Origin of the sequence: Hymenobacter daecheongensis DSM 21074 (assembly GCF_900141805.1) — a bacterium.
Classification (GTDB): Bacteria; Bacteroidota; Bacteroidia; order Cytophagales; family Hymenobacteraceae; genus Hymenobacter; species Hymenobacter daecheongensis.
Genome location: NZ_FQYN01000002.1, coordinates 161,821 through 183,597 on the forward strand (window position 1 = coordinate 161,821; position 21,777 = coordinate 183,597).

Sequence of the window (21,777 nt, forward strand, 5' to 3'; positions counted from 1 at the left end):
ATTCTTAACTTTAGAAGCAAAGGTGCGCGGAGAAGCCTCAGTGTATGGGTTAAATACTCTACCAGCTGATGGGATAAAAAGCATAGTGTTGCAGCGTGTCAGTCTGCTGGCTATGTTTCCTAAAAGTTGCTAAATGGCATTTTTCCCTCTATACTTGCCTATTCGCCCACTTTTATCACCTTTTTTCACCACTTCACTCACCAAACAAACAGTCAAATGAAAAAACTACTATTTGTGGTCATTCTGCTGATGACTAGCCTGTTGCAGCAGGCCATCGCGCAGGATAGGGCCATCTCAGGGCGGGTCACCGACCGTTCCACCGGTCAGGGCCTTCCCGGCGTTACCGTTCTGGTAAAGGGCACCACCATTGGCGCTTCCACCAATTCGGATGGCACTTACACGCTGAGCGTACCGGCTTCGGCTACCACGCTTTCGTTCACGTCTATCGGCTATATCTCGGTAGATCGTCCTATCGGCACTGCTTCTACTATCGACATTGGCCTGGGCGTAGACTCCAAGCAATTAGGTGAAGTAGTAGTAACGGCTCTGGGTGTTGAGAGAACCCGCAACTCGCTGGCTTATTCGGCTGCGCAGGTTGAAGGTGGCGAAATCACCAAGGCCCGTAACCCAAACTTTATCAACGGCTTGTCGGGTAAAGTTGCTGGTCTGACCGTGCGGCAGAGCAACACGCTGGGCGGTTCGTCCAACGTAGTTATTCGCGGCACCAAGTCGATTACGGGTAACAACCAAGCCCTGTTCGTAGTGGACGGTGTTCCAATCAGCAACTCGAACACCAACACGGCTGGTCAGCAGCGCGGAACGGGTGGATACGATTATGGCAACGCTGGTGCCGACGTAAACCCAGACGACATTGCTACCATGACGGTGCTGAAAGGTGCTGCCGCAACGGCTCTGTATGGTGAGCGTGCTGCCAACGGCGTTATCCTCATCACCACCAAGAAAGGCCGTAAAGGTCTCGGTGTTACGATCAACAGCGGGGTTACTGCTGGCCGCATCAACAAAGACACGTTCATCAAACACCAGAAGGAGTATGGCGCTGGCTACGGCCGCGTAGGTGATTCTGCTACCGATCCATATTTCAACGAGGCAGATCTGGATGGCGACGGCAAAAAGGATCTGTATCCACAGCTGGATGCCGATGCCTCGATGGGTGCCCGTTTCAATCCAAATCTGCGGGTGTTTCAGTGGAGTGCATTCTCTCCCGGCAACCCGAACTTCGGCAAGGCTACGCCTTGGGTAGCGGCTGAAAACGGTCCGGATACTTTCTTCGAAACGGCCATTACCACCAACAACAGCTTCTCCATTGATGGAGGCAACGACAACGGCTACTTCAAACTGGGCTACAACAATGTGGTAGATAAGGGTGTGCTGCCAAACAGCCGCGTGGGCAAGAACATTGTCAACTTCGCAGGCTCTTTGAACCTGACCCCCAAGCTCACGACCAGTGCTTCGGTGAACTTCACCCGCGTAGATGGCAAAGGCCGTTATGGTACTGGCTACGACGGTGCAAACGGCTCAAACCCAATGACGATGTTCCGTCAGTGGTGGCAGACTAACGTTGATATTAAGGAGCAAAAAGCTGCTTATGACTATCAGGGCCTGAACGCCGGCTGGAACCTGAACGGCCCGGGCACCAGTTCTTCGTTCTACTGGAACAACCCTTACTGGACGCGTAACCGCAACTTCCAGAACGATGAGCGTTTCCGCACGTTCGGCAACGTGGCCGCTACTTACAAAGTGACCGACTGGTTCAATGTATTGGGTCGCGTAACTTTGGACACGTACGACGAGATGCAGGAAGAGCGGATTGCCGTTGGCTCCAACACGACCTCTATCCCTTCGTACACCCGCTTCAACCGTACTGCTCGCGAAGCCAACTACGATCTGATCGGCAACTTCTCGAAGAATGTGACGGAAACTGTTTCCCTGCGTGGACTGGTGGGCGTAAACGTTCGTCGTGAAGCCTTCAAATCTATTCGTGCCACTACCAACGGTGGTCTGGTAGTTCCAGATCTGTACACCATCGGCAACTCGCTGAACCCCGCTAACCCACCAGTAGAAAACGAGCAGCGGCGTGGTGTAGATGGCATTTTTGCCAGCGCCACCATTGGTTTCCGCGACATGATTTTCGTAGATGCCACGGTTCGCCGCGACAAATCGACTACGCTGCCCCAGAAGAAGAATGCGTTCATCTACCCTTCGGTAGCTGCTAACTTCGTGTTCTCGGAGTTGATGAAGGACGCTACGTGGCTGTCGTATGGTAAAGTACGCGCCAACTACGCAGAAGTAGGTCAGGGTGCCCCGATCCAGAGCGTATTCGATGTGTATGATAAGCCAACGGCTTTCGGCTCAATTCCGCTGTTCTCAGTGCCAGGCACCAAAAACAATGTGGATCTGGTTCCAGAGAGAACCAAAGCTATTGAAGCCGGTGTTGAAATGGCATTCTTGCAAAACCGTTTTGGCTTCGACGCAACTGTGTATCAGCAGCGCACTCTCGATCAGATCTTCGCAGTTGAACTTTCTACTGCTACCGGCTACAACTCGCGTTTCGTAAACTCGGGTGAGGTTCGCAACCGTGGTGTGGAATTGACGGCTTTCGTCACGCCGGTTCGTACCGATGCTTTCAACTGGACGATCAACGCCAACTGGACCAAGAACCAGAACAAAGTAATTTCGCTCTACCAGGGTACCGATAACATCGTACTGGGCAGCTACCAGGGTGGTGTAACGAGCAACGCTACTGTAGGTCAGCCTTACGGTTCGCTGCGCGGCAGCAACTTCGTGTATAAGAATGGTCAGAAAGTGGTTGGTGAAGATGGTCAGTACCTGCGCTCGGCTACGGCCAACGAAGTTATTGGCAACCCAACTCCTGACTGGAACGGTGGTATCACTAACTCCTTCTCGTACAAAGGTCTTTCTCTTAGCGTCCTGTTCGACATCCGTCAGGGTGGCGATGTGTTCTCCCTTGACCGCGCCTACGGCTTGGACACGGGTATGACCGAAGAAACCGTTGGCAACAACGACAAAGGCAACCCAACCCGTAGCGATGTGGCCGATGGTGGTGGTGTGAAATTCCCAGGTGTAAAAGTTGATGGCTCGCCTAATGACGTGTATGCTGACAACACCGGTGACTCGGGCCATACGGCTTTCGGTATCTCGACCAACCCAGCCGCTGCGTTCGTTTATGATGCCAGCTTCGTGAAACTGCGTGAACTTACGCTCAGCTATTCTCTGCCGCAGTCTATCATGTCGAAGGTTGGTGCTGTGAAAGGCGCTGAGATTTCGCTGGTAGGTCGCAACCTGTTTATCTTCAACAACAACCTGCCGGGCGCTGATCCGGAAGACGCTTTGAGCTCGGGTAACCTGGGCCAGGGGTACTCTTCGGGTGCCTATCCTTCCGTGCGTACTGTAGGTGCTAACCTCCGCCTCAGCTTCTAATTCGACCAATGAAAAAGTCTCTTCTCCTAGCTTTGCCCGCGATGTTGCTTGCAACATCCTGCGTGGACTCTTTGGATGACTACAACGTAGACCCTAAGCAAGCCAGCGTAGTACCGGGCCAGACGCTTGTATCCAACGCCGAGCGTGCTTTGGCTCGCAACGTAGTGAGCAGCAGCGTAAACGTTAACACGTTCCGCTTCTTCGTACAGTCGTGGGCTGCTACCACGTATGCCGACGAAAGCCGTTACGAACTCAACACGCGTAACATTCCGCTGAACTTCTGGAGCCCGCTGTACCGCGACGTATTGCGTGACCTAAAAGAAGCCAAAACCCTCATCGCTGCCGACATTACCATTACCAACCCCAAAGTAAAAGCCAATCGCTTGGCCATTATTGAGGTGCTGGAAGTGTATACGTGGGCTACGCTGGTGGATACGTATGGCGATGTGCCTTACACTGACGCTTTGGATTTCAGCAAGCCTCAGCCAAAGTATGACGATGATGCCGCCATCTATGCCGACATTATCAACCGGCTGAACACGGCTATTGACCAGATGGATGCTACTGCTGCTGGTTACGCAACCGGCGCAACTAGCCCTGACCTGATTAACAACGGCAGCATGGCCCTGTGGGTAAAGTTTGCTAACTCGCTTAAACTTCGTCTGGCCCTCACCATTGCTGATGTTGACGGTGCAAAAGCCAAAACATTGGCTGAGCAGACAGCAGGTAAGACACTGGCAGCCAACGCTGACAACATTGACTTGGCCTTCACTACCTTCCCTAACTCCAACCCAATCTTCGAAGATCTGGTGCGGAGTGGTCGGAAAGACTTTGTCGCCTCGGCTACGCTCGTCGATAGGATGAACGCCTTGAATGATCCTCGTCGGGATGACTTCTTTAAACCACTGGCTGGCACAGGCACTCCTACGGTACCACCTGTTTATAAAGGTGGGGTCAATGGCAATGCCAACGCTTACGCATCCTTCTCAGCTCCGGGCACCAAACTGGAAAGCCAGACGGCTCCGGCAGTGTTGATGTCTTATGCGCAGGTGAAATTCATGCAAGCTGACGCGGCAAGCCGGGGCTTTAACGTGGGTACTCTCACCGCTGAAGAGCATTACAATGCTGGTGTCACGGCTTCCATTCAGGAGTGGGGTGGTACGGTTGCTGAGGCTACCGCTTACCTGGCCCAGCCTGGTGTTAAGTACTCCGACGCTGCTTCGGGGGCAACGCCCAAGGAAAAGATCGGTGTTCAGGAGTGGATTGCTTTGTACAACCAGCCAGTTGACGCCTACCGTGAATGGAGACGTCTAGACTCGCCAAAGCTAACGAAGGCTAATTTGGCCAGAACGGATATTCCATTCCGCCTGACTTACCCGATCATTGAGCAGAACCTCAATACCACCAACTACAACGCTGCTGCCAGCGCTATTGGAGGTGATAATGTGGGCACCAAAGTATTCTGGGATAAGCTCTAGTATCACGGATTTCGTACAATAATTAGAAGGGTTGCCAAGTTGGCAGCCCTTCTTTTTTTGCCCTATACTGTGCTAATGACGAAAGGACAAATTCTAAAAAAAATATTGATTCAGACCGGCAGTCGATGTCGCTGTAGTATCCTGCTCAACATTCTAAAGCACATGCAGACAGGCAAGAAAATTTACAGTAATTTTAGCTGCAAAGGCAGATTCTCTTCTTCCACCCTATTGTTTCATTTTTAACACTTTTTTCATGAAAAAACTCATACTACTGAGTTTATTCCTGTCATTGATCTTTGTTGGGCGTTCCTGGGCGCAGAACAAGGCTGTGTCGGGGAAAGTACTTGATGCGAGTACCAACGAAGGATTGCCGGGCGTGAGCGTGCTGGTGAAAGGCACAACCATTGGCACGGCCACCAACTCTGACGGCAATTACACGCTGTTGGTGCCCGACAATGCCACGACGCTGGAGTTCAAGCAATTGGGCTACACGTCCTCAACGATGCCGATTGGAGCCAGCAAGACGATTGACGTAACGCTGACCGTAGATAGCAAGCAGCTTAGCGAGGTAGTAGTAACGGCCCTGGGTATCTCCCGCGAGAAGCGGGCCCTGGGCTATGCCGTGACCGAAATCAAGAGTGAGCAGGTGGTACAGAAGTCGGAGCCGGATGTGCTGCGTACGCTGCAGGGCAAGATTCCGGGGGTGAATATCATCAGCTCGAGCGGTGTACCAGGCTCATCGGCCCGGATTACCATTCGGGGCAACACGTCGCTGCTGGGCAACAACCAGCCGCTGTTTGTGGTGGATGGTGTGCCTTACGACAACCGGCAGACCAACTCGGACAACCAGTTGAGCGGTGGCGCGGCTTATTCCAGCCGGACGGCTGACATTGACCCAAACAACATCGCCTCGATTAACGTGCTGAAGGGCGGTGCGGCAGCCGCTCTTTACGGCTCGCGCGCGGCCAACGGCGTAATCGTCATCACGACCAAGACCGGCAGCGGGACCCGCGGTCCGAAAGGCGTGCAGATTGGCTACAGCACTTCGTATTCGATTGAGAAAATTGCAGGTTTGCCTGACTATCAGAACACGTACGGCTCGGGCAGCCAGTTCAACTACGGCCTGACCAACGGCACCTGGGGCCCACGCTTCGATGGCCGTACCCTTGACCACCCCTACTCCTTCGGAGTCAACAACCCCAATGGCATCAACAAACCCGATATCCTGCTGGGCTTTCCGGAATACGCCAATGCCACGACCACATATCAGCCTTACCCGAACAACGTAAAGGACTTTTTCAATACCGGGCGCGTATTCGAAAACTCTGTTTCGCTGACCGGCACCGGCGACAACGCCAGCTTCACAGCCGTATTGTCGCGTGCCGATAACCAGGGCATGATTCCGAACTCGTTTTTTGTGCGCAGCAACATCAGCGCCGGCGGTTCGGGCCACTTCAACAAGTTTACAGTGGGCGGCAACGTGGCCTACACCAACTCGCAGCAGCAGGGCCCGCAACTGGGAGCTAACAACGCCATCGGTAACTCCTCGGCTTTCTCGCGGGTGCTGTTTATGCCCCGCAACATGGATCTGCAGGGGCTGCCAAACACCAACCCGCTCAACAATGCCTCAGTATTTGGCTGGCTGACCGGGCAGGCGGATAACCCAATCTGGTCCACGATCAACAACACGTACACCTCCCGCGTCGACCGTATGGTTAGCAGCATCCGGATGGGTTATGCGTTCAAAGATTGGCTGACGCTGAATTATTCGGGTGGGGTGAATACCTACACTGATGCGCGACGCACCACAGTGCGGCCGGGTTCGGTGGGCGCGGGTGGTCTGGGCAATATTGTGGAGGATAACATCCGAAACACCGAACTGGAGCAAACCCTGCTTCTGGCCCTCGACAAAAACCTGACCGAAGACATCAGCCTGAAAGCCACGCTGGGCACCAACGTCAACCAGCGCACGTTCGAAGCTACTTCGTTCGTTGGCAACAAGATTATCGTTTTTGGTATCGATAATCTCAGCAATACCGTCGAAAAGAACTCCAACGGAGCCGATTTCGCGAAGCGCCGCCTGCTGGGCGTGCTCACGGACGTGACTGTCGGCTACAAAGACTGGGCATTCCTGACCTTCGGGGGTCGGAATGACTTCTCCTCGACGTTGAACAAGAAAGGTGAAATCGGTCAGAGTGGCCGGTCGTTCTTCTACCCTAGCGGTAGCGTTTCGGTAATCTTTACGGAGGCGCTGGGTCTGGACTACTCGTGGCTGACGATGGGCAAGGTGCGTACCGCCGTTGCCCGTACCGGCAACGATGCCTCGCCCTACGACGCGGGCCCGACGCGCTATAGTGTAAATCCGGAATATGGTAATAATGCCGGCACCAGCAGCTTCCCCTTCCTCAGCACGCCTGGCTTGGCATTGAGCAACACCATCAGCAACCCCGGTCTCACGCCGGAGTTCACCACGGAGGTAGAAGCCGGTCTGGAGCTGGCTTTCCTGAAAAACCGTGTTCAGCTGAACACCACTTACTACGACCGTCGCACTACCAACCAGATTGCGGCCATTTCGCGCCCGGCCAGCTCCGGCTACCTCGCCGAAGTGACCAACTTTGGGGAAGTATCCAACAAAGGCATTGAAGTAGCTGCCACGCTGATTCCGGTAGAAACCAAGAATTTCCGCTGGACCAGCACCACCAACTTCACGCACAACAAGAACACTATCGAGGAGCTTACGCCCGGCGTAGATGCCATCCTGATTTCGACCAGCTTCGTGGGTGGCCCTCGGGCCCTGCAGGTAGCAGGTCGGCCGTACGGCGAGATTACGGGCTCCGTAGCTGCCCGCGACGATGCCGGCAATATCCTCATCAACCCGGCCAACGGCTTCATCATTCGGGCCGTGGAGCAGCAGGTGATTGCTAACCCAAACCCGCAATTCACGATGGGCATCATCAACAGCTTCAGCTTTAAAGGCCTGACGCTGAACACGGTGATTGACTACCGCAAGGGCGGCGACCTGTACAGCACTACGCTGCAGCAGTACCTGGGCCGGGGTGTAACGAAAGACACTGAAGACCGCGACAAAACGGTGATCATCAAAGGCGTATTCGGCAACCCGGATACCCGCCAACCGCTGCCCGAAGGGCAGGGCGGTGGTCCTAACAACCGCGCCATCACGCTGAACGACTTGTATTTCGGCAACGCGGCCATCAACAGTGCCGACGAATTCTCGATTTACGATGCTACTACCGTGCGTCTGCGCGAAGTTTCGTTGGGCTATGATCTGCCCCAGACGCTGCTCCAGAAAACCCCCATTGGCGGCGTGAACATCTCGCTGTCGGGTCGCAACCTATACTGGTATTCGCCTAACCTGCCGAAGTACACCAACTTCGACCCCGAAACCAGCACCTTCGGGGCTGCCAATGCTCAGGGCTTTGAATACACCAACGCGCCCTCCTCGCGGCGCTATGGCGTAAACCTGCGCGTTACCTTCTAATAATGGCCTCTCTTCATTCCATGAATACGTACCGTAAAGCTTCTATTGCCGTAGCCCTCGTGGGGCTATTGGCAACCAATACCGGGTGCAGCGACTTCTTCAAAGTCAATGTAGACCCATTGAACCCTTCCGCGGCCCGGCTCAGCGACCTGCTACCCGTGACGCAGGTGGCTATGGGCACTTACCTGGGCTTCAGCGTAAACGGCCTGAGCCAGCCCACGGCCGCGCTCATGCAGCAGCTTTCCACCACGCGCGGCATCGGGACTTTCCAGCAAAACGGCGACTCCTTTACCAACCAGTGGTCGGGGCTGTATGCCGATATGCTTATCAACAACGAGCAGATCATCAAGCAGGGCACGGCCGAGCAGGCCTGGGGCTACGTAGGCATCGCGCAGCTGCAGAAAGCCTACGTGGTAAGCCAGATGGTGGACATGTGGGGCGACCTTCCGTATTCGGAAGGGTTGCTGGGCACGGCCAACAAGGCTCCGAAATTTGACAAGGACAGCGAGATTTACGCGGACCTGTTTCGTCTGATCGACGAGGGTGTTGCCAACCTGGCTAAAACCTCGGCCCGTACGCCCGGCGGCGAGGATCTGATGTATGGTGGCTCCATGAGCGCGTGGTCGCATTTCGGCCGTACGCTGAAGCTCAAGCTCTACAACCAGATTCGCCTGACCCGTGATGTATCCAGCGACGTAAGAGCGCTGCTGGCCACGCCAGACAACTTGCTACTATCTAATGAGGACTTCGAGCTGAAGTATGGTGCCTCTACGCAGCCCGACAACCGCAACCTGGGCTACATCGGCGACTATGTGAACTCGGGCCGGGAAAATACCATCGGCCGGTACTTCTTCGAGTTGATGAACACCAACCGTGACCCGCGCATCCCCTACTATTTCTACAACCAGGCAACTGGCACAGTAGCGATAGCTGATTATCAAAACGGAAACTTTGTAACCGTTAAATTTGGTAGCACCGGGGCCAATGCCAGCGCTAACAACACCGGCGTGCGGACGCTGCCCGGCCTGTATCCGGTTGGTGGCCGCTTTGATGCCGGCAAAGGCGGCAATGCCGATGCCACGTACGGCAAGGGCACAGTGGCCCAACGGCTGCTCACCTTCTTCAGCCGCAAATTTACGGAGGCTGAGCTGCAGCTAACGGTATTAAACAACCCGACTGCCGCCCGCACGGCCTACGAGGAAGGGGTACGTGCCAGCTTTAAAAAGCTTAATGACATTGCCCAGGCCGAAGGGATTCCGAATGCAGTTAAGTTTCAGGCAGCTCCTGAGCTGGTGCCCATAATTCCGGAAACCGACCCGAACACGAGCAAGCCCAGTATCAGCAAGTATGTTGCCGAGGCCTTGTTGCGATTTGACCGGGCCACGACTACCAATGGCCGGCTCAACGCCATCATGACCGAGAAGTACATTGCCAGCTTCGGCTTTGGGCTGGATGCGTACACTGACTTCCGCCGCACGGGTTACCCTAACATTACGGTGCCCGACCGCGCGGACAATGCTGGTCCGGTCAACCCGTCGAACCCTGCCCCCGGCACCGTAGACGACAACGATCCACAGACGGTAGGCCAAGGCTCGTTCCCGCGCCGCCTCACGTACCAGCTGTCGGAGCTGCAAATCAATCCTAACGCGCCGCGGGAACAGCCGGACGTAGTATCGACGCGCATTTTCTGGGACAAGCGCTGAGGCGCGGCCAGTCCTGCTTCCCTTTTTTCGCTTCAAATTTTCTATGAAAAAGCTTTTTATCATCCTGGCTGCGCTGGTTTCGACCAACGGCCTGCTCTCTTCCTGCAAGGATGACAGCAAAGACCCTCTTCCGGCGGTAGAGTACGCCCCCGTCATATTCCCTAAGTTCACCGAAGGCAAATCCACTTTCGACTTCAAGCTGATTACGACCCGCCCCCCCTACCCTCCGGGATTCGTGCTGCCGGAAATCGAATTTACTTTCGACCCCGGCGACCAGCGTGACACCAAGCTGGCGGCCGTAGAAGTTTACAAGACGTTCCGCCGCACCAATGCCACCTCGGTGGACAACAGCAAGCCGACATTGGTAGGCACTTATACTAGCTTTCCGGCCACCGTGCGCCTGAATGGAGACGAGGCTATTGCTGATATTAAGCGGTTAAATGCTGCGGGGCAAGAAGTTCAGCTCATCAAGCTGGCCATCGTGCCGCGGCCGGCTGGTATAGCTCCCGATGCTTTCGTCTTCACGTTCGAATACATTCTGCAGGACGGTCGGCGCATCGTTCTGACCCCGCGGGACAAGAACGGCGTGCTTACCGGTGCCCAGACCAATGCTCCTTTCGCGGCTGTAGCCAGCATTGTCCAGAAATAGCCGGCGCTGTCTGCTGAGCTAATTTCGTCGTTTCATTAAAACGCCGGCTCCCACATGGGAGCCGGCGTTTTTTGCTTTGTCAGGTCAAGAAAAGACCCTGCTTTTGATTCAACACCTGGGCCCAAGTGCTGCTAACCAATATTGGTGAGGCGCAGAAGTACAGGCTCCTCGGCCGGGGCCGGTCTTTGCAGCCAGGCTACTATTTTCTCCGCTACGCTTTCCGGGGTTGCCAGCTGGCCGGTGGCGTGCAGGGCTGCAAACCGCGCCGCTTCGCTGAATTGCTGCTCGGCAGCGGTGCGGATGTGTTCCTGCATAGCCGTATCGAGCACGCCCGGCGACAGGCTGCGGATGCGAATACCGGAACCGCGCCGACTCTGCTCCTTCTGCGCCGTTTGCGACAACGACTCCAGAGCGGCTTTGGAGGCGCAGTAGGCGCTCCAGCCATCAATGGGGCTCTGGGCGGCTCCGCTGCTGATGTTGAGGATGGTGCGCGGCACAGAAAGCGGCCCATAGGTGCGCAGGAAGGTATTCATGAGCATGGCCGGCGCTACCACGTTCACGTCGAATACGAAGTTGAAGTGCTCGTTGGGCTGCTCGCCCAGGTAGCCGATTTCGCCCAGCACGGCCGCGTTGTTGATGAGCGTCAGGCTGGCCGCATCGGGCCAGTGGGGAAATACCTTGTGCAGGTTATTCTCTACCGCCAGTATATCGGAGAGGTCGAGGGGCTGATGGTGGTAGCGCTCATGCTGGATGGTGGCGTGCCGCGACACGCCCATGACGTAGGTATCAGGCTGCCGCAGGATGGTTTCGGCCAGCGCCTTGCCCAGCCCCCGGCTGGCCCCCGTGATGATGTAGTAGTGCATTAGTGAGATAGTGAGATGGTGAGATGGTGAGTTTTCTGTTCTGAATACGCAAACGGCAGAATTTGCGCAAACCGAACATTGAACTCACCATCTCACTATTTCACTATTTCACTTCTACAGAATGTACTGGCTCAGGTCGCGGTTGTTGACCATGCCGCGCAGACGCTCTTCGACCAACTCGCGGGTGATGAGGATGTGGGCGTTGGCCCCGATGCGGTCGGGCACGTCGAAAAGGATGTCGTTGAGCAGGCGGCTCATGACCGTGTTCAGGCGGCGGGCACCGATGTTTTCGACTTCCGCATTCACCTCGAAGGCAATTTCGGCCAGGCGCTCCAGGGCCGCGTCGTCGAAGGTCAGCTCCACGTCTTCGGCCTGCAGCAGGGCCTGGTACTGCTTGGTGAGGGCGTTTTTGGGGTCCTTAAGAATGAGGTAGAAGTCGTCTTTGGTCAGGCTCTGCAGCTCCACGCGGATGGGGAAGCGGCCCTGCAGCTCCGGAATCAGGTCGCTGGGCTTGGCAACGTGGAACGCGCCGGCGGCGATGAACAGGATGTGGTCGGTGTTGATGATGCCGTATTTAGTGCTCACGGCCGAGCCTTCCACAATGGGCAGCAGGTCGCGCTGCACGCCTTCGCGGCTCACATCGGGGCCGCTGCCGCCCTTGCCGCTGCGGCTGGCTACTTTGTCAATCTCATCAATGAAGATGATGCCCGCGTTTTCGGCCTGCCGGATGGCTTCGTCCTTCACCTCATCCATGTCGATGAGCTTGGCTGCTTCCTCGTCGAAGAGCAGCTTGCGGGCCTCGGCAATGGTGACGTTGCGCTTGCGCGTTTTCTTGGGCAGCATCCCGCTCAACATATCCTGCAGGCCAGCCATGGAGGCTTCATCCATGCCGCCGGGGCCACCTACCACGCCAATGCCAGGCGCGTTGTTCTGCTGCACCTTGATGTCGATTTTACGCTCATCCAGCTCGCCACTGCGGATTTTGAGGCGAAATTTCTCCCGCGTGCGCTCGTTCAGCTCGTAGTCCGAATCGGGCATAGCGCTGCCGTCGGTGCCGAAGCCTACGGCAGGCTTCACGCCGCCGCCGCTGGCCGTGACGGGCGGAATGAGGGCATCCAGAATAACGTCCTCCACGGCCTGGGCAGCGCGGATTTTCACGTCCTCCTTGCGCCGCTGCTTCACCATATTCACGGATTGCTCCACCAGGTCGCGCACCATGCTTTCCACGTCGCGGCCCACGTAGCCCACTTCCGTGAATTTGGAAGCCTCTACTTTGGTGAATGGCGCGCCGGAAATGCTGGCCAGGCGGCGGGCAATTTCGGTTTTGCCCACGCCCGTCGAGCCGATCATGAGGATGTTGTTGGGCACGATTTCCTGCTGCATATCGGCCGGGGCGTGCAGGCGGCGCCAGCGGTTGCGCAGCGCAATGGCTACGTGACGCTTGGCCTCGTGCTGGCCAATAATGTATTTGTCGAGTTCGGCCACAATCTGGGCCGGGGTGAGGAAAGAAGCAGCGTCGAGCATAGGTGGGATAAAGAGGGCGGGGAAATGCAGGGTGTGGCCCGGTGCAGCTTGCGGAGCCGTGGGCCGGGCGACCCGACGGCTTCACTAGCCGCTGCACCGGGCCACAACAGCCGTGGGGCTAATCCGTTTGCTTGAAGAGGGAATTGATGTTGCGGGCCACGGTAAAATAGTTGGCCCCGCCCGCGGCGTGAATGGAAGCGTGGGTGTAGTCGAACTGGAACTGGCTGATGCGCACCATCACGCCGAAGCTGAGGCCGGCCCCACCGGAGGTATTTTCGAGGCGCAGCTCGCGGCGCTGCAAGTGGTTGTAGCCCACTCGCAGGTTGAGGTTTTTGCCCAGCAGCAGCTCCCCTCCTACCACAAAATGCCGCGCTATTTTGTCGCCGAGGGTCTTTTTTGGCTTTTTTTCCAGGTTGTCATCACCCAGCGGCCCGCGCACGTTGGGGTCGAGGTACACGATATCGAGCTGCTGCAAATGATGAGCCGTGATAGAAAAGCGCAAGGGCATGTGCTCGGGCTTGAAGGAGGTGCCCAGCTGCACATCCAGCGGCATTGGCTCGCGCCCGGCTCCGTCGTAGGCCCGCAGCTGAATGCCGGCGTTTTTCACGGCCAGCCCCACGGTAAAATCCTGGGTGGGATGCTTGAATACGCCGCCCACATCGGCCAATGCGGCCACCGAGTGGTTGCCGGCAATACCGGACACGGCCAGCTTGAGCGTGCCGGCCATGGTGATATTGCCGCTGGTGTAGGCGTCGGAGCCCTGCAGGGCGTATTCGCTCACGCTGAAGGTGCCCAGACTGTTGCCGGCCGCGTCGAACTGCTCAAACTTGCCGTAGCTCAGATACGTGAGGCCCACGCCCACGCGGCCCACATGGGGCGTGTTGAACACGTAAGCGGCTGTGCTCTGCTTGATATCGGCCAGGTAATCGACGTAGCTCAGGACCAGTCGGCCGTCCATGTCGGCGTTCAGCAGGGCGGGGTTGGCAAACAGCATGGAGGCATCCGCGTCGCGGGCCGAAACGTTGACGCCGCCCAGGGCCGAAATTTTGGCGCTGGGTGCCAGGTTGAGAAAGGAAAATGCCTGCTGTCCGCCAATCTGGGCGGCAGCGGGCCTGGTGGCCCCCAGAGCCAGGCCCAACGCAGATAACAGATAGACGGCGCGGCGGCGTAACAGTCGGTTCATAGGTCTAAGATACGGGGTTTCGGGGGTATCCCTGATAAGACGCCGAATCCGGCCTTTTATTGTTCTCCGGGCAATCTCACCGCTTTTACCTGGGTGCGAGAAAGCAGCCGGACCGTCCCGGAAGGCCGCCGCAAATGCGGGAGAGCCTTGGGGCCGCCCCGCGGCCTGCCCACGAATGCGGGAGGTCGGTGGGTAACTCCCTTTGCTTTCCTATGAATGCGGCAGGACTGCGGGGCAGCCCCGCAGCCCTGCCGTGAATGCGGGAAACCTCCCGGACAAGGCCGCGCCTACGACACCTCCACGCTTGGGCCGGACGGCGGCGCGGGCTCATCGCGCACGACCAGTTTCAGCGGATGTGCCACCAGCTCGTCCAGCAGGGCCACTTTCAGTACATCATCGACCCGGTCGGCGTAGTGGATGTTGAGGTCCTTGACGTATTCGGCCGGGATTTCCTCGATATCCTTGCGGTTTTTGTGACACAGAATGATGTCGCGCACGCCGGCCCGCTTGGCGGCCAAGATCTTCTCTTTGATACCACCCACGGGCAGCACTTTGCCGCGCAGGGTTATTTCGCCCGTCATGGCCAGGTGGCTGCGGATTTTGCGCTGGGTGAAAACCGACGCAATGCTGGTGAAGATGGCAATGCCGGCGCTGGGACCGTCTTTGGGCACGGCCCCCTCGGGGAAGTGAATGTGCAGGTCGTACTGGTCGAACAAGCGGTAGTCGATGCCCAGCTCCTCGGCGCGGCTGCGCAGGTAGCTCAGCGCCGTCACCGCCGACTCCTTCATCACGTCGCCGAGCTGGCCGGAGAGCGTTAGCTTGCCCCGGCCCCGGCTCAGCAGGCTTTCGATGAACAGAATATCGCCGCCCACGCTCGTCCAGGCCAGGCCCGTGACTACGCCGGCGGTTTCGTTGTCTTGGTAGATATCCCGGTCGAAAATAGCCGCGCCCAGGATGCGGGTAATGTCCTTGGGCTCCAGCGATTCTGGAAACGGCTCCTTCATGGCCTTGTTCTTGGCAATGTTGCGCGTCACGGCCCCGAGCTTGCGCTCCAGGCTACGCACCCCGCTTTCGCGGGTGTAGTCGTCAATCACGCGCTGCAAAGCCGCGGTGGTGATGTTTACGTCCTTCAGGCTCAGGCCGTGCTCGGCCAGCTGCTTGGGCCAGAGGTGCTTCTTGGCAATCTGGGTTTTCTCCTCCAGCGTATAACCCGTCAGATCAATGATTTCCATCCGGTCGCGCAGGGCGGGCTGAATGGTATCCAGGGAGTTGGCGGTGGCAATGAACAGCACTTTGCTCAGGTCGTACTCCACCTCCAGGTAGTTGTCGGTGAAGGTGGAGTTCTGCTCCGGGTCCAGCACTTCGAGCAAGGCCGACGACGGGTCGCCACGGAAATCGGAGTTGATTTTGTCGATTTCATCGAGCACAATCACCGGATTGGAGGCTCCGGCCTTTTTGATCTGGGCAATGATACGGCCGGGCATGGCCCCCACGTAGGTTTTGCGGTGGCCTCGGATTTCGGCCTCGTCGCGCACGCCGCCCAGGCTCATGCGCACGTATTTGCGGCCCAGGCTGTGCGCAATACTGCGGCCCAGGCTGGTTTTGCCCACGCCGGGCGGGCCGTAGAGGCACAGAATCGGGGCTTTCAGGTCCTGCTTCAGCTTGAGCACGGCCAGATACTCGATGATGCGCTCCTTCACCTTTTCCATGCCGTAGTGGTCCTGGTCCAGGATTTTGCGGGTGCGCTTCAGGTTGAAGTTGTCCTTGGTATACTCGGCCCAGGGCAAATCGAGCAGAAACTCCACGTAGTTCACGCTCACCGGGTATTCGGCGGCCTGCGGGTTGATGCGGGCCAGCTTTTCCAGCTCCTTATTAAAGTGCTTCGCTACTGATTCGGGCCACTTTTTGGTCTTGGCCCGCTGGCGCAGCTTTTCCACTTCCTGGTCGGGACCGTCGAAGCCCAGCTCATCCTGCAGCACTTTGATCTGCTGGCGCAGGAAGTAGTCGCGCTGCTGCTGGTCGATGTCGGTGTGAACCTTGGTCTGGATTTCGTGCTTGATTTCGAGCAGCTGAATTTCCTTCAGCATCATTTCCAGCAGCATGGTGCCGCGCTCCACGCCATCGTTTATTTCGAGCAGCTTCTGCTTCAGGCCCACTTCCACGTTGATATTGGACGAGAGAAAATGGGTCAGGAACGAGGGCGACTCAATATTATCCAGCGCCATCTGGGCTTCCTGCGGAATCTCGGGATTGAGCTTGAGCATCTTGGCCGCCGCGTCTTTGAGCGTGCTCACCAGGCCCTTCACTTCCTTCGACATCTTGCCCGGAAACACCTCCGGCAGGTAGCTCACGCGCGCCATAAGGTAGGGCGTGTTCTGGGTTTCCTCTTCTATTTTGAAGCGGCTCTGGCCCTGAATGATGATGGTCGTGTTGCCGTCAGGCAGCACCAGCAGCTTCAGGATTTTGGCCATGGTGCCCACCTGGTAGAGGTCGGTGAGGGCCGGATCGTCGCTCTGGGTGTTCTTCTGGGCCACCACGCCCACTATCTTGTTGCCGCGGTAGGCTTTGCGCACCAGCTTAATGCTCTTTTTGCGCGTGACCGTGACGGGCAGCACCACGCCCGGAAACAGCACCGTGTTGCGCACCGGCAGCAGGGCCAGCACATCGGGAGCCTCCTGCAGGCCGAGGGTCTGGTCGGGGTCGGTGGCCACGATGGACACTACTTCGGCGGGATCTTCGGTCATCAGCAGCAGCGGAGAAAGGGCAGATTTAGGCAAAATCACAGAGTTCAGGAGCGGGCAAAGGAGAAAGGCGGCGGTGTCAGAATGACAGCCCGCGCACGAAACCGCCCGCCTCGCGGCGGGGAAGGTTCCGAAGATACTGTTTTGGCAAGTGCTATGCCACCACGCGTCCCGGCTTATTTACGCCCCGCGGCCCGACAAGGCGGCACAGGTTTCGGCCACTCCGGCAGACGCGGGCAATAGCCAACTTGCATGAGAAAATCCCTATTTTTGGCCTTGGCCGCGCCGAAAGGGCCGGCTTTTGTGCCTTATTCCATTATGCTTCGCTTTTTACGTCCGGCCTTTCTATTCCTTTTCCTTGGTGCCTGCGGGCTCACGCACGCTCAGCAGCCCAGTGGCGCGCCCTTCAAACAGCACAAGCTCAGCAGCAAAATGACCCGCCAGCTGCGCCTGCGCCCCGATGCCAACCCGGACTTCCCGAACGTGAACCGCGTGGCCTACTTCGAGGACAAAAAGGCGCTGCGGGCCATTGGCAAGGCCGAAAAGCGCCGCAACTGGAATCAGACCCGCCAGCTGCTCGAAGTCTACGTGAGCCAGTTCGGCATCCAGAATTTCTACAAAAACACCCAGATGCTCTGGCGGCTGGGCCAGCTGCACGAAAAGGCCGGCAACGAGGAAAAAGCCAAGGCTTACTTCCGCCTCGCCCTCAAGCACCGCCGCCAGGATATCCATAAAGTTCAGCTCTACTACGACTCGCTGGAGCAGAAAACGGCCGACCTGTACGTGCCGCTAAAGGCCTACTACGACATTGTGGAATACCGCAAGAGCATTGCCACGTTTCATCCGCCCAAGGGCGTGTATACGAGCATGGGCGACGCCATCAACTCGAAGCGGGAAGACTACGGCCCCACGCTGAACACCGGCGCCGACCAGATTATCTTTTCCTCGAAGCGCAAGATGCGCGGCATCAACGGCATTGTGGACGAAGATCTGTACACGGCCCACAAGGAGGGCGTGTCGTGGAGCGACGCCGAGCCGCTGCCCAAGCCCATCAACTCGCCCTACAACGAAGGCTCGGCCTGCATCAGCAAGGATGGCAAAACGCTGTACTTTGCCCGCTGTGAGTGCCCCAGCTGCCACGGCAACTGCGATTTGTTCGTGTCGTCGTTTAAAGACGGGCAGTGGTCGGTGCCCAAAAGCCTGGGTATGCAGGTGAACTCGACGGCCTGGGACTCGCAGCCGACCCTTTCGCCCAACGAGGATACGCTCTACTTCGCCTCCGACCGGCTCGGCGGCTTCGGGCTTTCCGACATCTGGTACACGGCCAAAAACAAGGCCGGGCATTGGGGCAAAGCCGAGAACCTGGGGCCGGTGGTGAACACCCGCGAGAGTGAGGTGAGCCCGTATTATCATCCGCTCTACCACGTGCTCTACTTCAGCTCGCGCGGACAATTGCTCAACTACGGCGACTTCGATATCTACAAAACGTACCGCGTGCGGGGGCGCTGGCAGGAGCCGCGCAACATCGGGCCGCTGGTGAACGGCAAGGGCTCGGAGTACTACTTCACCATCGACAGCGACTCGAAGGACCTGTACTATGCCCGCTCGGAGGAAAAGGAGTTGAAAAACCTGGACCTCTACTCCTTCCCGCTGCCCATGGAGGCCCAGCCGCTGGCCACCACCCACGTCGAGGGCACACTAATCGACTCGGTGGCGGGGAAGCCGCTGGGCGGCATCGTGAGCATTATCGATACCGACAATGGCATTGAGGTGGCCAGCAAGTACGTGCGGCCCGACGGCACGTTTGCCTTCGACTTGATTGAGGGCTCGCACTACGTGATGCTGATTCAGAGCCCGGACTTTTTCAGCGTGGAAAAGCAGTTTGAGCTGAAGGGCGACACGGTGATGAAGCTCATGACCAACTCCATCGACTACAAGATTCCGCTGATCTTCAAAAACATCGAATTTGACCCCGGTAAGGCCAATATTCGCCCCGCCATGCACCAGACCCTGGACCGCATTGCCCTGTTCTTGGTCGACCACCCCACGTTCCGGCTCAGCATCTCGGGCCACACCGATACCAGCGGCGACCCCGACGCGAACATGACCCTCTCGCAGGACCGTGCCGAGGCCATCCGCAAATACATCGAGCTAAAAGGCAAGCTCAAACCCAACCGCATCGAAAGTATGGGCTACGGCAGCTCGCAGCCGCTGAAGGATGAAGCAACGGAAGCCGATGCCAGCATCAACCGCCGCGTGGAGTTCCGGCTGCTCAAGCCGGAGGGCGAGAGCAAGGACGATTCGGGCGGCGTGGAGTGGAAGTAAGGGGTAAGCCCGATGCTACGGCCCCGCCCGGTAGTACCGGGCGGGGCCGTAGCATGTCCGGCGAGGACAACCAGGTGTCCTCGCCGGACAACCGGCTAGGTTCAGGGGACAACCAAGTGTCCGGCGAGGACAACCGGCTAGGTTCGAAAGATAACCAGGTGTGCCCGCCGGACAACCGGCTAGGTTCAGAGGACAACCAGCTGTGCTCGCCGGACAGCCGGCTAGGTTCAGAGGACCAACGGATGCCCTGGCGGGGGTAAGGGGTTTCCGGATGAGGGGACTACCACTGCAGCCGCTGGCTTTCCTCGCCGTCGCGGAACAGGGCGCTTTGCTTCCGGCCGTTGGCTTCCACGTTCACGATGTTCATTTCGTCGGGGAAAATATCAAGTAGCAGGCGGTGGCGCAGGTAAATGCCTTTTATGGGTTTGGCCAGCTTCACCGAGAAGTAAACCCAGTGCGCGTCGCTTTCCTTCTGGAAGCCGATGAGGCGTATGGGCAGCGCCTCGCCGGGCTTGGTGCCGAAGCTGATGGAGCGGCTGAGCAAGGCCGTGAGCAGCGGCGTGACCTGGGCTTTGGGCGTTTCGGTGAGGCTGATAGGCTTGGGCTGATCGACGGAAAGCGCTTTCTCGAAGTCATCGGTAAAGACTTTCAGGGCTACTTCCAGCTGCTGTTTCGGTGCATTGTAGCGCACCTCCATGATGGAGGCGTGGTAGGTATGGGCCGCGGCGGCGAGGCCGGCAGCAAGCAGCAAAAGCAGAAGAATCAGACGACGCATACCAGGGCTAAGGTTAAAAAACTAGCTCCCCTCCTTTTTTAAGGAGGGGTTGGGGGTGGTTCAATCGTTGAACGATGACTAGAATTAGCTATCCGCCTAACGACTTCTAGCTCTAGCTGACCACCCCCAACCCCTCCTTAAAAAAGGAGGGGAGCTTTTAGTTCTAGTTCAAATTGGCTTAGAAAATAGCTTTGATGGCGTCGTTGAAAATCACGAAGACCATCAGCCCCAGAATCAGGACCATGCCTACTTTCTGGGCGTTTTCGAGGAACGAGTCCGAGGGCTTGCGGCCGGCTATCATCTCGTAGAGCAGGAATATGACGTGGCCGCCATCCAGGGCTGGAATGGGCAGTAGGTTCATGAAGGCCAGCACCATCGAGAGCATGCCGGTGAGCAGCCAGAAATGCTCCCAGTCCCATTGCCCGCCATATTGCTGGGCAATGGCCATCGGCCCACCCAACGACTTGCGGGCCGAGGCCTCGCCGCGGAAGATTTTACCGAAGGCCGTGAGCTGCGTTGTAATCACGCCAAAGGCCTTTTTGGTGCCCACCGGCACCGATTCGGCCAGGCCGTAGGTGCGCGTGGCCGAGCGCAGCAAGGACTTGGGCATGAAGCCCAGTTTGCCGTCCTCGTCGATGGTAGCTGTCAGCGTGAGGGTTTCCGCGCCGCGCTTCACCAGCAGCGGCGTGGCCTTGCCGGCATTGGCTTTCAGGGCCGCCTGCAGCTGGGGAAAGAAGCGCGTATCCTGGCCGCCTACTTTCAAAATCTGGTCACCGACCTGCACGCCGGCCTTGGCGGCGGGGCTGCCCGACGAAATCTGGCCGACCTCAAACGGATTCAGCGGCAGCACGAAGGGTGTCTGGTTTTTGTCGGAGAGCTGGTCCATGAAGTCCACGGGCACGCGGATGTCGACCAGCTGGCCATTGCGCTCCACGGTGTAGTAGCCGTTTTGCCCGATGAGCACATCAGGCTTATACACGTCGTCGAACTCGGTGAACGGGCGGCCGTTGATCTTCACGATTTTGTCGCCGGTGCGGAAGCCGATTTTCTGGCCCAGCTCGTTGGGCTGCACGCCGTATTTCACCTCCGAAGCGGGCAAATATTCTTCGCCATACTTAAAGGTGAGCAGCGAGAAGATGACGATGCCGGTGATGACGTTCATGATAATGCCACCCAGCATCACGATAAGGCGCTGCCAGGCCGGCTTCGAGCGGAACTCGTTGGGCTGCGGCTCAGCGGAAAGCTGGTCGGCGTCGGTGGTTTCGTCGATCATGCCGTGGATGGCCACGTAGCCGCCCAGCGGAAACCAGCCCAGGCCGTATTCCGTCTCGCCGATCTTCTTTTTGAGCAGCGCGAAATTCATCACGCCCGGCATCGGAAACAGGAAGTCGAAGAAGATGTAGAACTTATCGACCCGGATCTTGAAGTACTTGGCCGCCGCGAAGTGGCCGAACTCGTGCAAACCAACCAGAATGGAAAGGCCCAGCAGCATCTGGCCGGCCATGATTACTATTTCCAAAGCGAAATCGGGGAAGTGGGGAAAGTTTAAGAAAACGGGCTGTCATCCTTTATCTGGCG

12 protein-coding genes are annotated in these 21,777 nt (G+C 57.6%); 6 read left to right on the top strand and 6 right to left on the bottom strand.

Annotation, left to right across the window (positions count from 1 at the left end; translation table 11 throughout):
• Nucleotides 1–216: 216 nt before the first annotated feature.
• The 5 genes from BUB62_RS03625 to BUB62_RS03645 all read left to right on the top strand — a co-directional run bounded on the left by BUB62_RS03625 (nt 217) and on the right by BUB62_RS03645 (nt 10,788).
• Nucleotides 217–3,459 carry a SusC/RagA family TonB-linked outer membrane protein gene (locus BUB62_RS03625; RefSeq protein ID WP_073106329.1) on the top strand — a complete coding sequence of 1,081 codons (3,243 nt, stop codon included), beginning with the start codon at nt 217–219 and terminating at the stop codon, nt 3,457–3,459.
• 8 nt (nt 3,460–3,467) lie between these two features.
• Nucleotides 3,468–4,937 (top strand): SusD/RagB family nutrient-binding outer membrane lipoprotein, encoded by a 1,470-nt coding sequence (locus tag BUB62_RS03630; RefSeq protein ID WP_073106331.1) that lies wholly within the window; start codon nt 3,468–3,470, stop codon nt 4,935–4,937.
• A 253-nt stretch (nt 4,938–5,190) separates the two neighbouring features.
• Nucleotides 5,191–8,436: a SusC/RagA family TonB-linked outer membrane protein gene (locus BUB62_RS03635; protein WP_073106334.1), complete on the top strand. Its 3,246-nt coding sequence runs from the start codon at nt 5,191–5,193 to the stop codon at nt 8,434–8,436.
• A gap of 20 nt (nt 8,437–8,456) precedes the next feature.
• Nucleotides 8,457–10,139: a SusD/RagB family nutrient-binding outer membrane lipoprotein gene (locus BUB62_RS03640; protein ID WP_073106336.1), complete on the top strand. Its 1,683-nt coding sequence runs from the start codon at nt 8,457–8,459 to the stop codon at nt 10,137–10,139.
• A 43-nt stretch (nt 10,140–10,182) separates the two neighbouring features.
• Complete coding sequence (locus BUB62_RS03645; protein ID WP_073106339.1) at nt 10,183–10,788, top strand: hypothetical protein; 606 nt, start codon at nt 10,183–10,185, stop codon at nt 10,786–10,788.
• 131 nt (nt 10,789–10,919) lie between these two features.
• Here the strand turns inward: BUB62_RS03645 and BUB62_RS03650 are convergent, their stop codons facing one another.
• From BUB62_RS03650 to lon, 4 genes are all read right to left on the bottom strand, one after another.
• Nucleotides 10,920–11,651: an SDR family NAD(P)-dependent oxidoreductase gene (locus tag BUB62_RS03650; protein WP_073106342.1), complete on the bottom strand. Its 732-nt coding sequence runs from the start codon at nt 11,649–11,651 to the stop codon at nt 10,920–10,922.
• A 114-nt stretch (nt 11,652–11,765) separates the two neighbouring features.
• Nucleotides 11,766–13,175 carry an ATP-dependent protease ATPase subunit HslU gene (hslU, locus tag BUB62_RS03655; RefSeq protein WP_073106345.1) on the bottom strand — a complete coding sequence of 470 codons (1,410 nt, stop codon included), beginning with the start codon at nt 13,173–13,175 and terminating at the stop codon, nt 11,766–11,768.
• A gap of 118 nt (nt 13,176–13,293) precedes the next feature.
• Nucleotides 13,294–14,358 (bottom strand): type IX secretion system protein PorQ, encoded by a 1,065-nt coding sequence (gene porQ / locus BUB62_RS03660; RefSeq protein WP_073106348.1) that lies wholly within the window; start codon nt 14,356–14,358, stop codon nt 13,294–13,296.
• Between the two features lie 287 nt (nt 14,359–14,645).
• Nucleotides 14,646–17,102, bottom strand: a complete 2,457-nt coding sequence (gene lon, locus BUB62_RS03665; protein WP_073106351.1) for an endopeptidase La — start codon at nt 17,100–17,102, stop codon at nt 14,646–14,648.
• A gap of 429 nt (nt 17,103–17,531) precedes the next feature.
• Between lon and BUB62_RS03670 the strand changes: the two genes are divergently transcribed.
• Complete coding sequence (locus BUB62_RS03670) at nt 17,532–19,424, top strand: OmpA family protein (RefSeq protein WP_073107269.1); 1,893 nt, start codon at nt 17,532–17,534, stop codon at nt 19,422–19,424.
• A gap of 280 nt (nt 19,425–19,704) precedes the next feature.
• Here BUB62_RS03670 and BUB62_RS03675 read toward each other — a convergent pair whose 3' ends face one another.
• Nucleotides 19,705–20,199, bottom strand: a complete 495-nt coding sequence (locus tag BUB62_RS03675) for a DUF6702 family protein (protein WP_143164011.1) — start codon at nt 20,197–20,199, stop codon at nt 19,705–19,707.
• A gap of 178 nt (nt 20,200–20,377) precedes the next feature.
• Nucleotides 20,378–21,718 (bottom strand): RIP metalloprotease RseP, encoded by a 1,341-nt coding sequence (gene rseP, locus BUB62_RS03680; protein ID WP_234988622.1) that lies wholly within the window; start codon nt 21,716–21,718, stop codon nt 20,378–20,380.
• Nucleotides 21,719–21,777 lie beyond the last annotated feature (59 nt).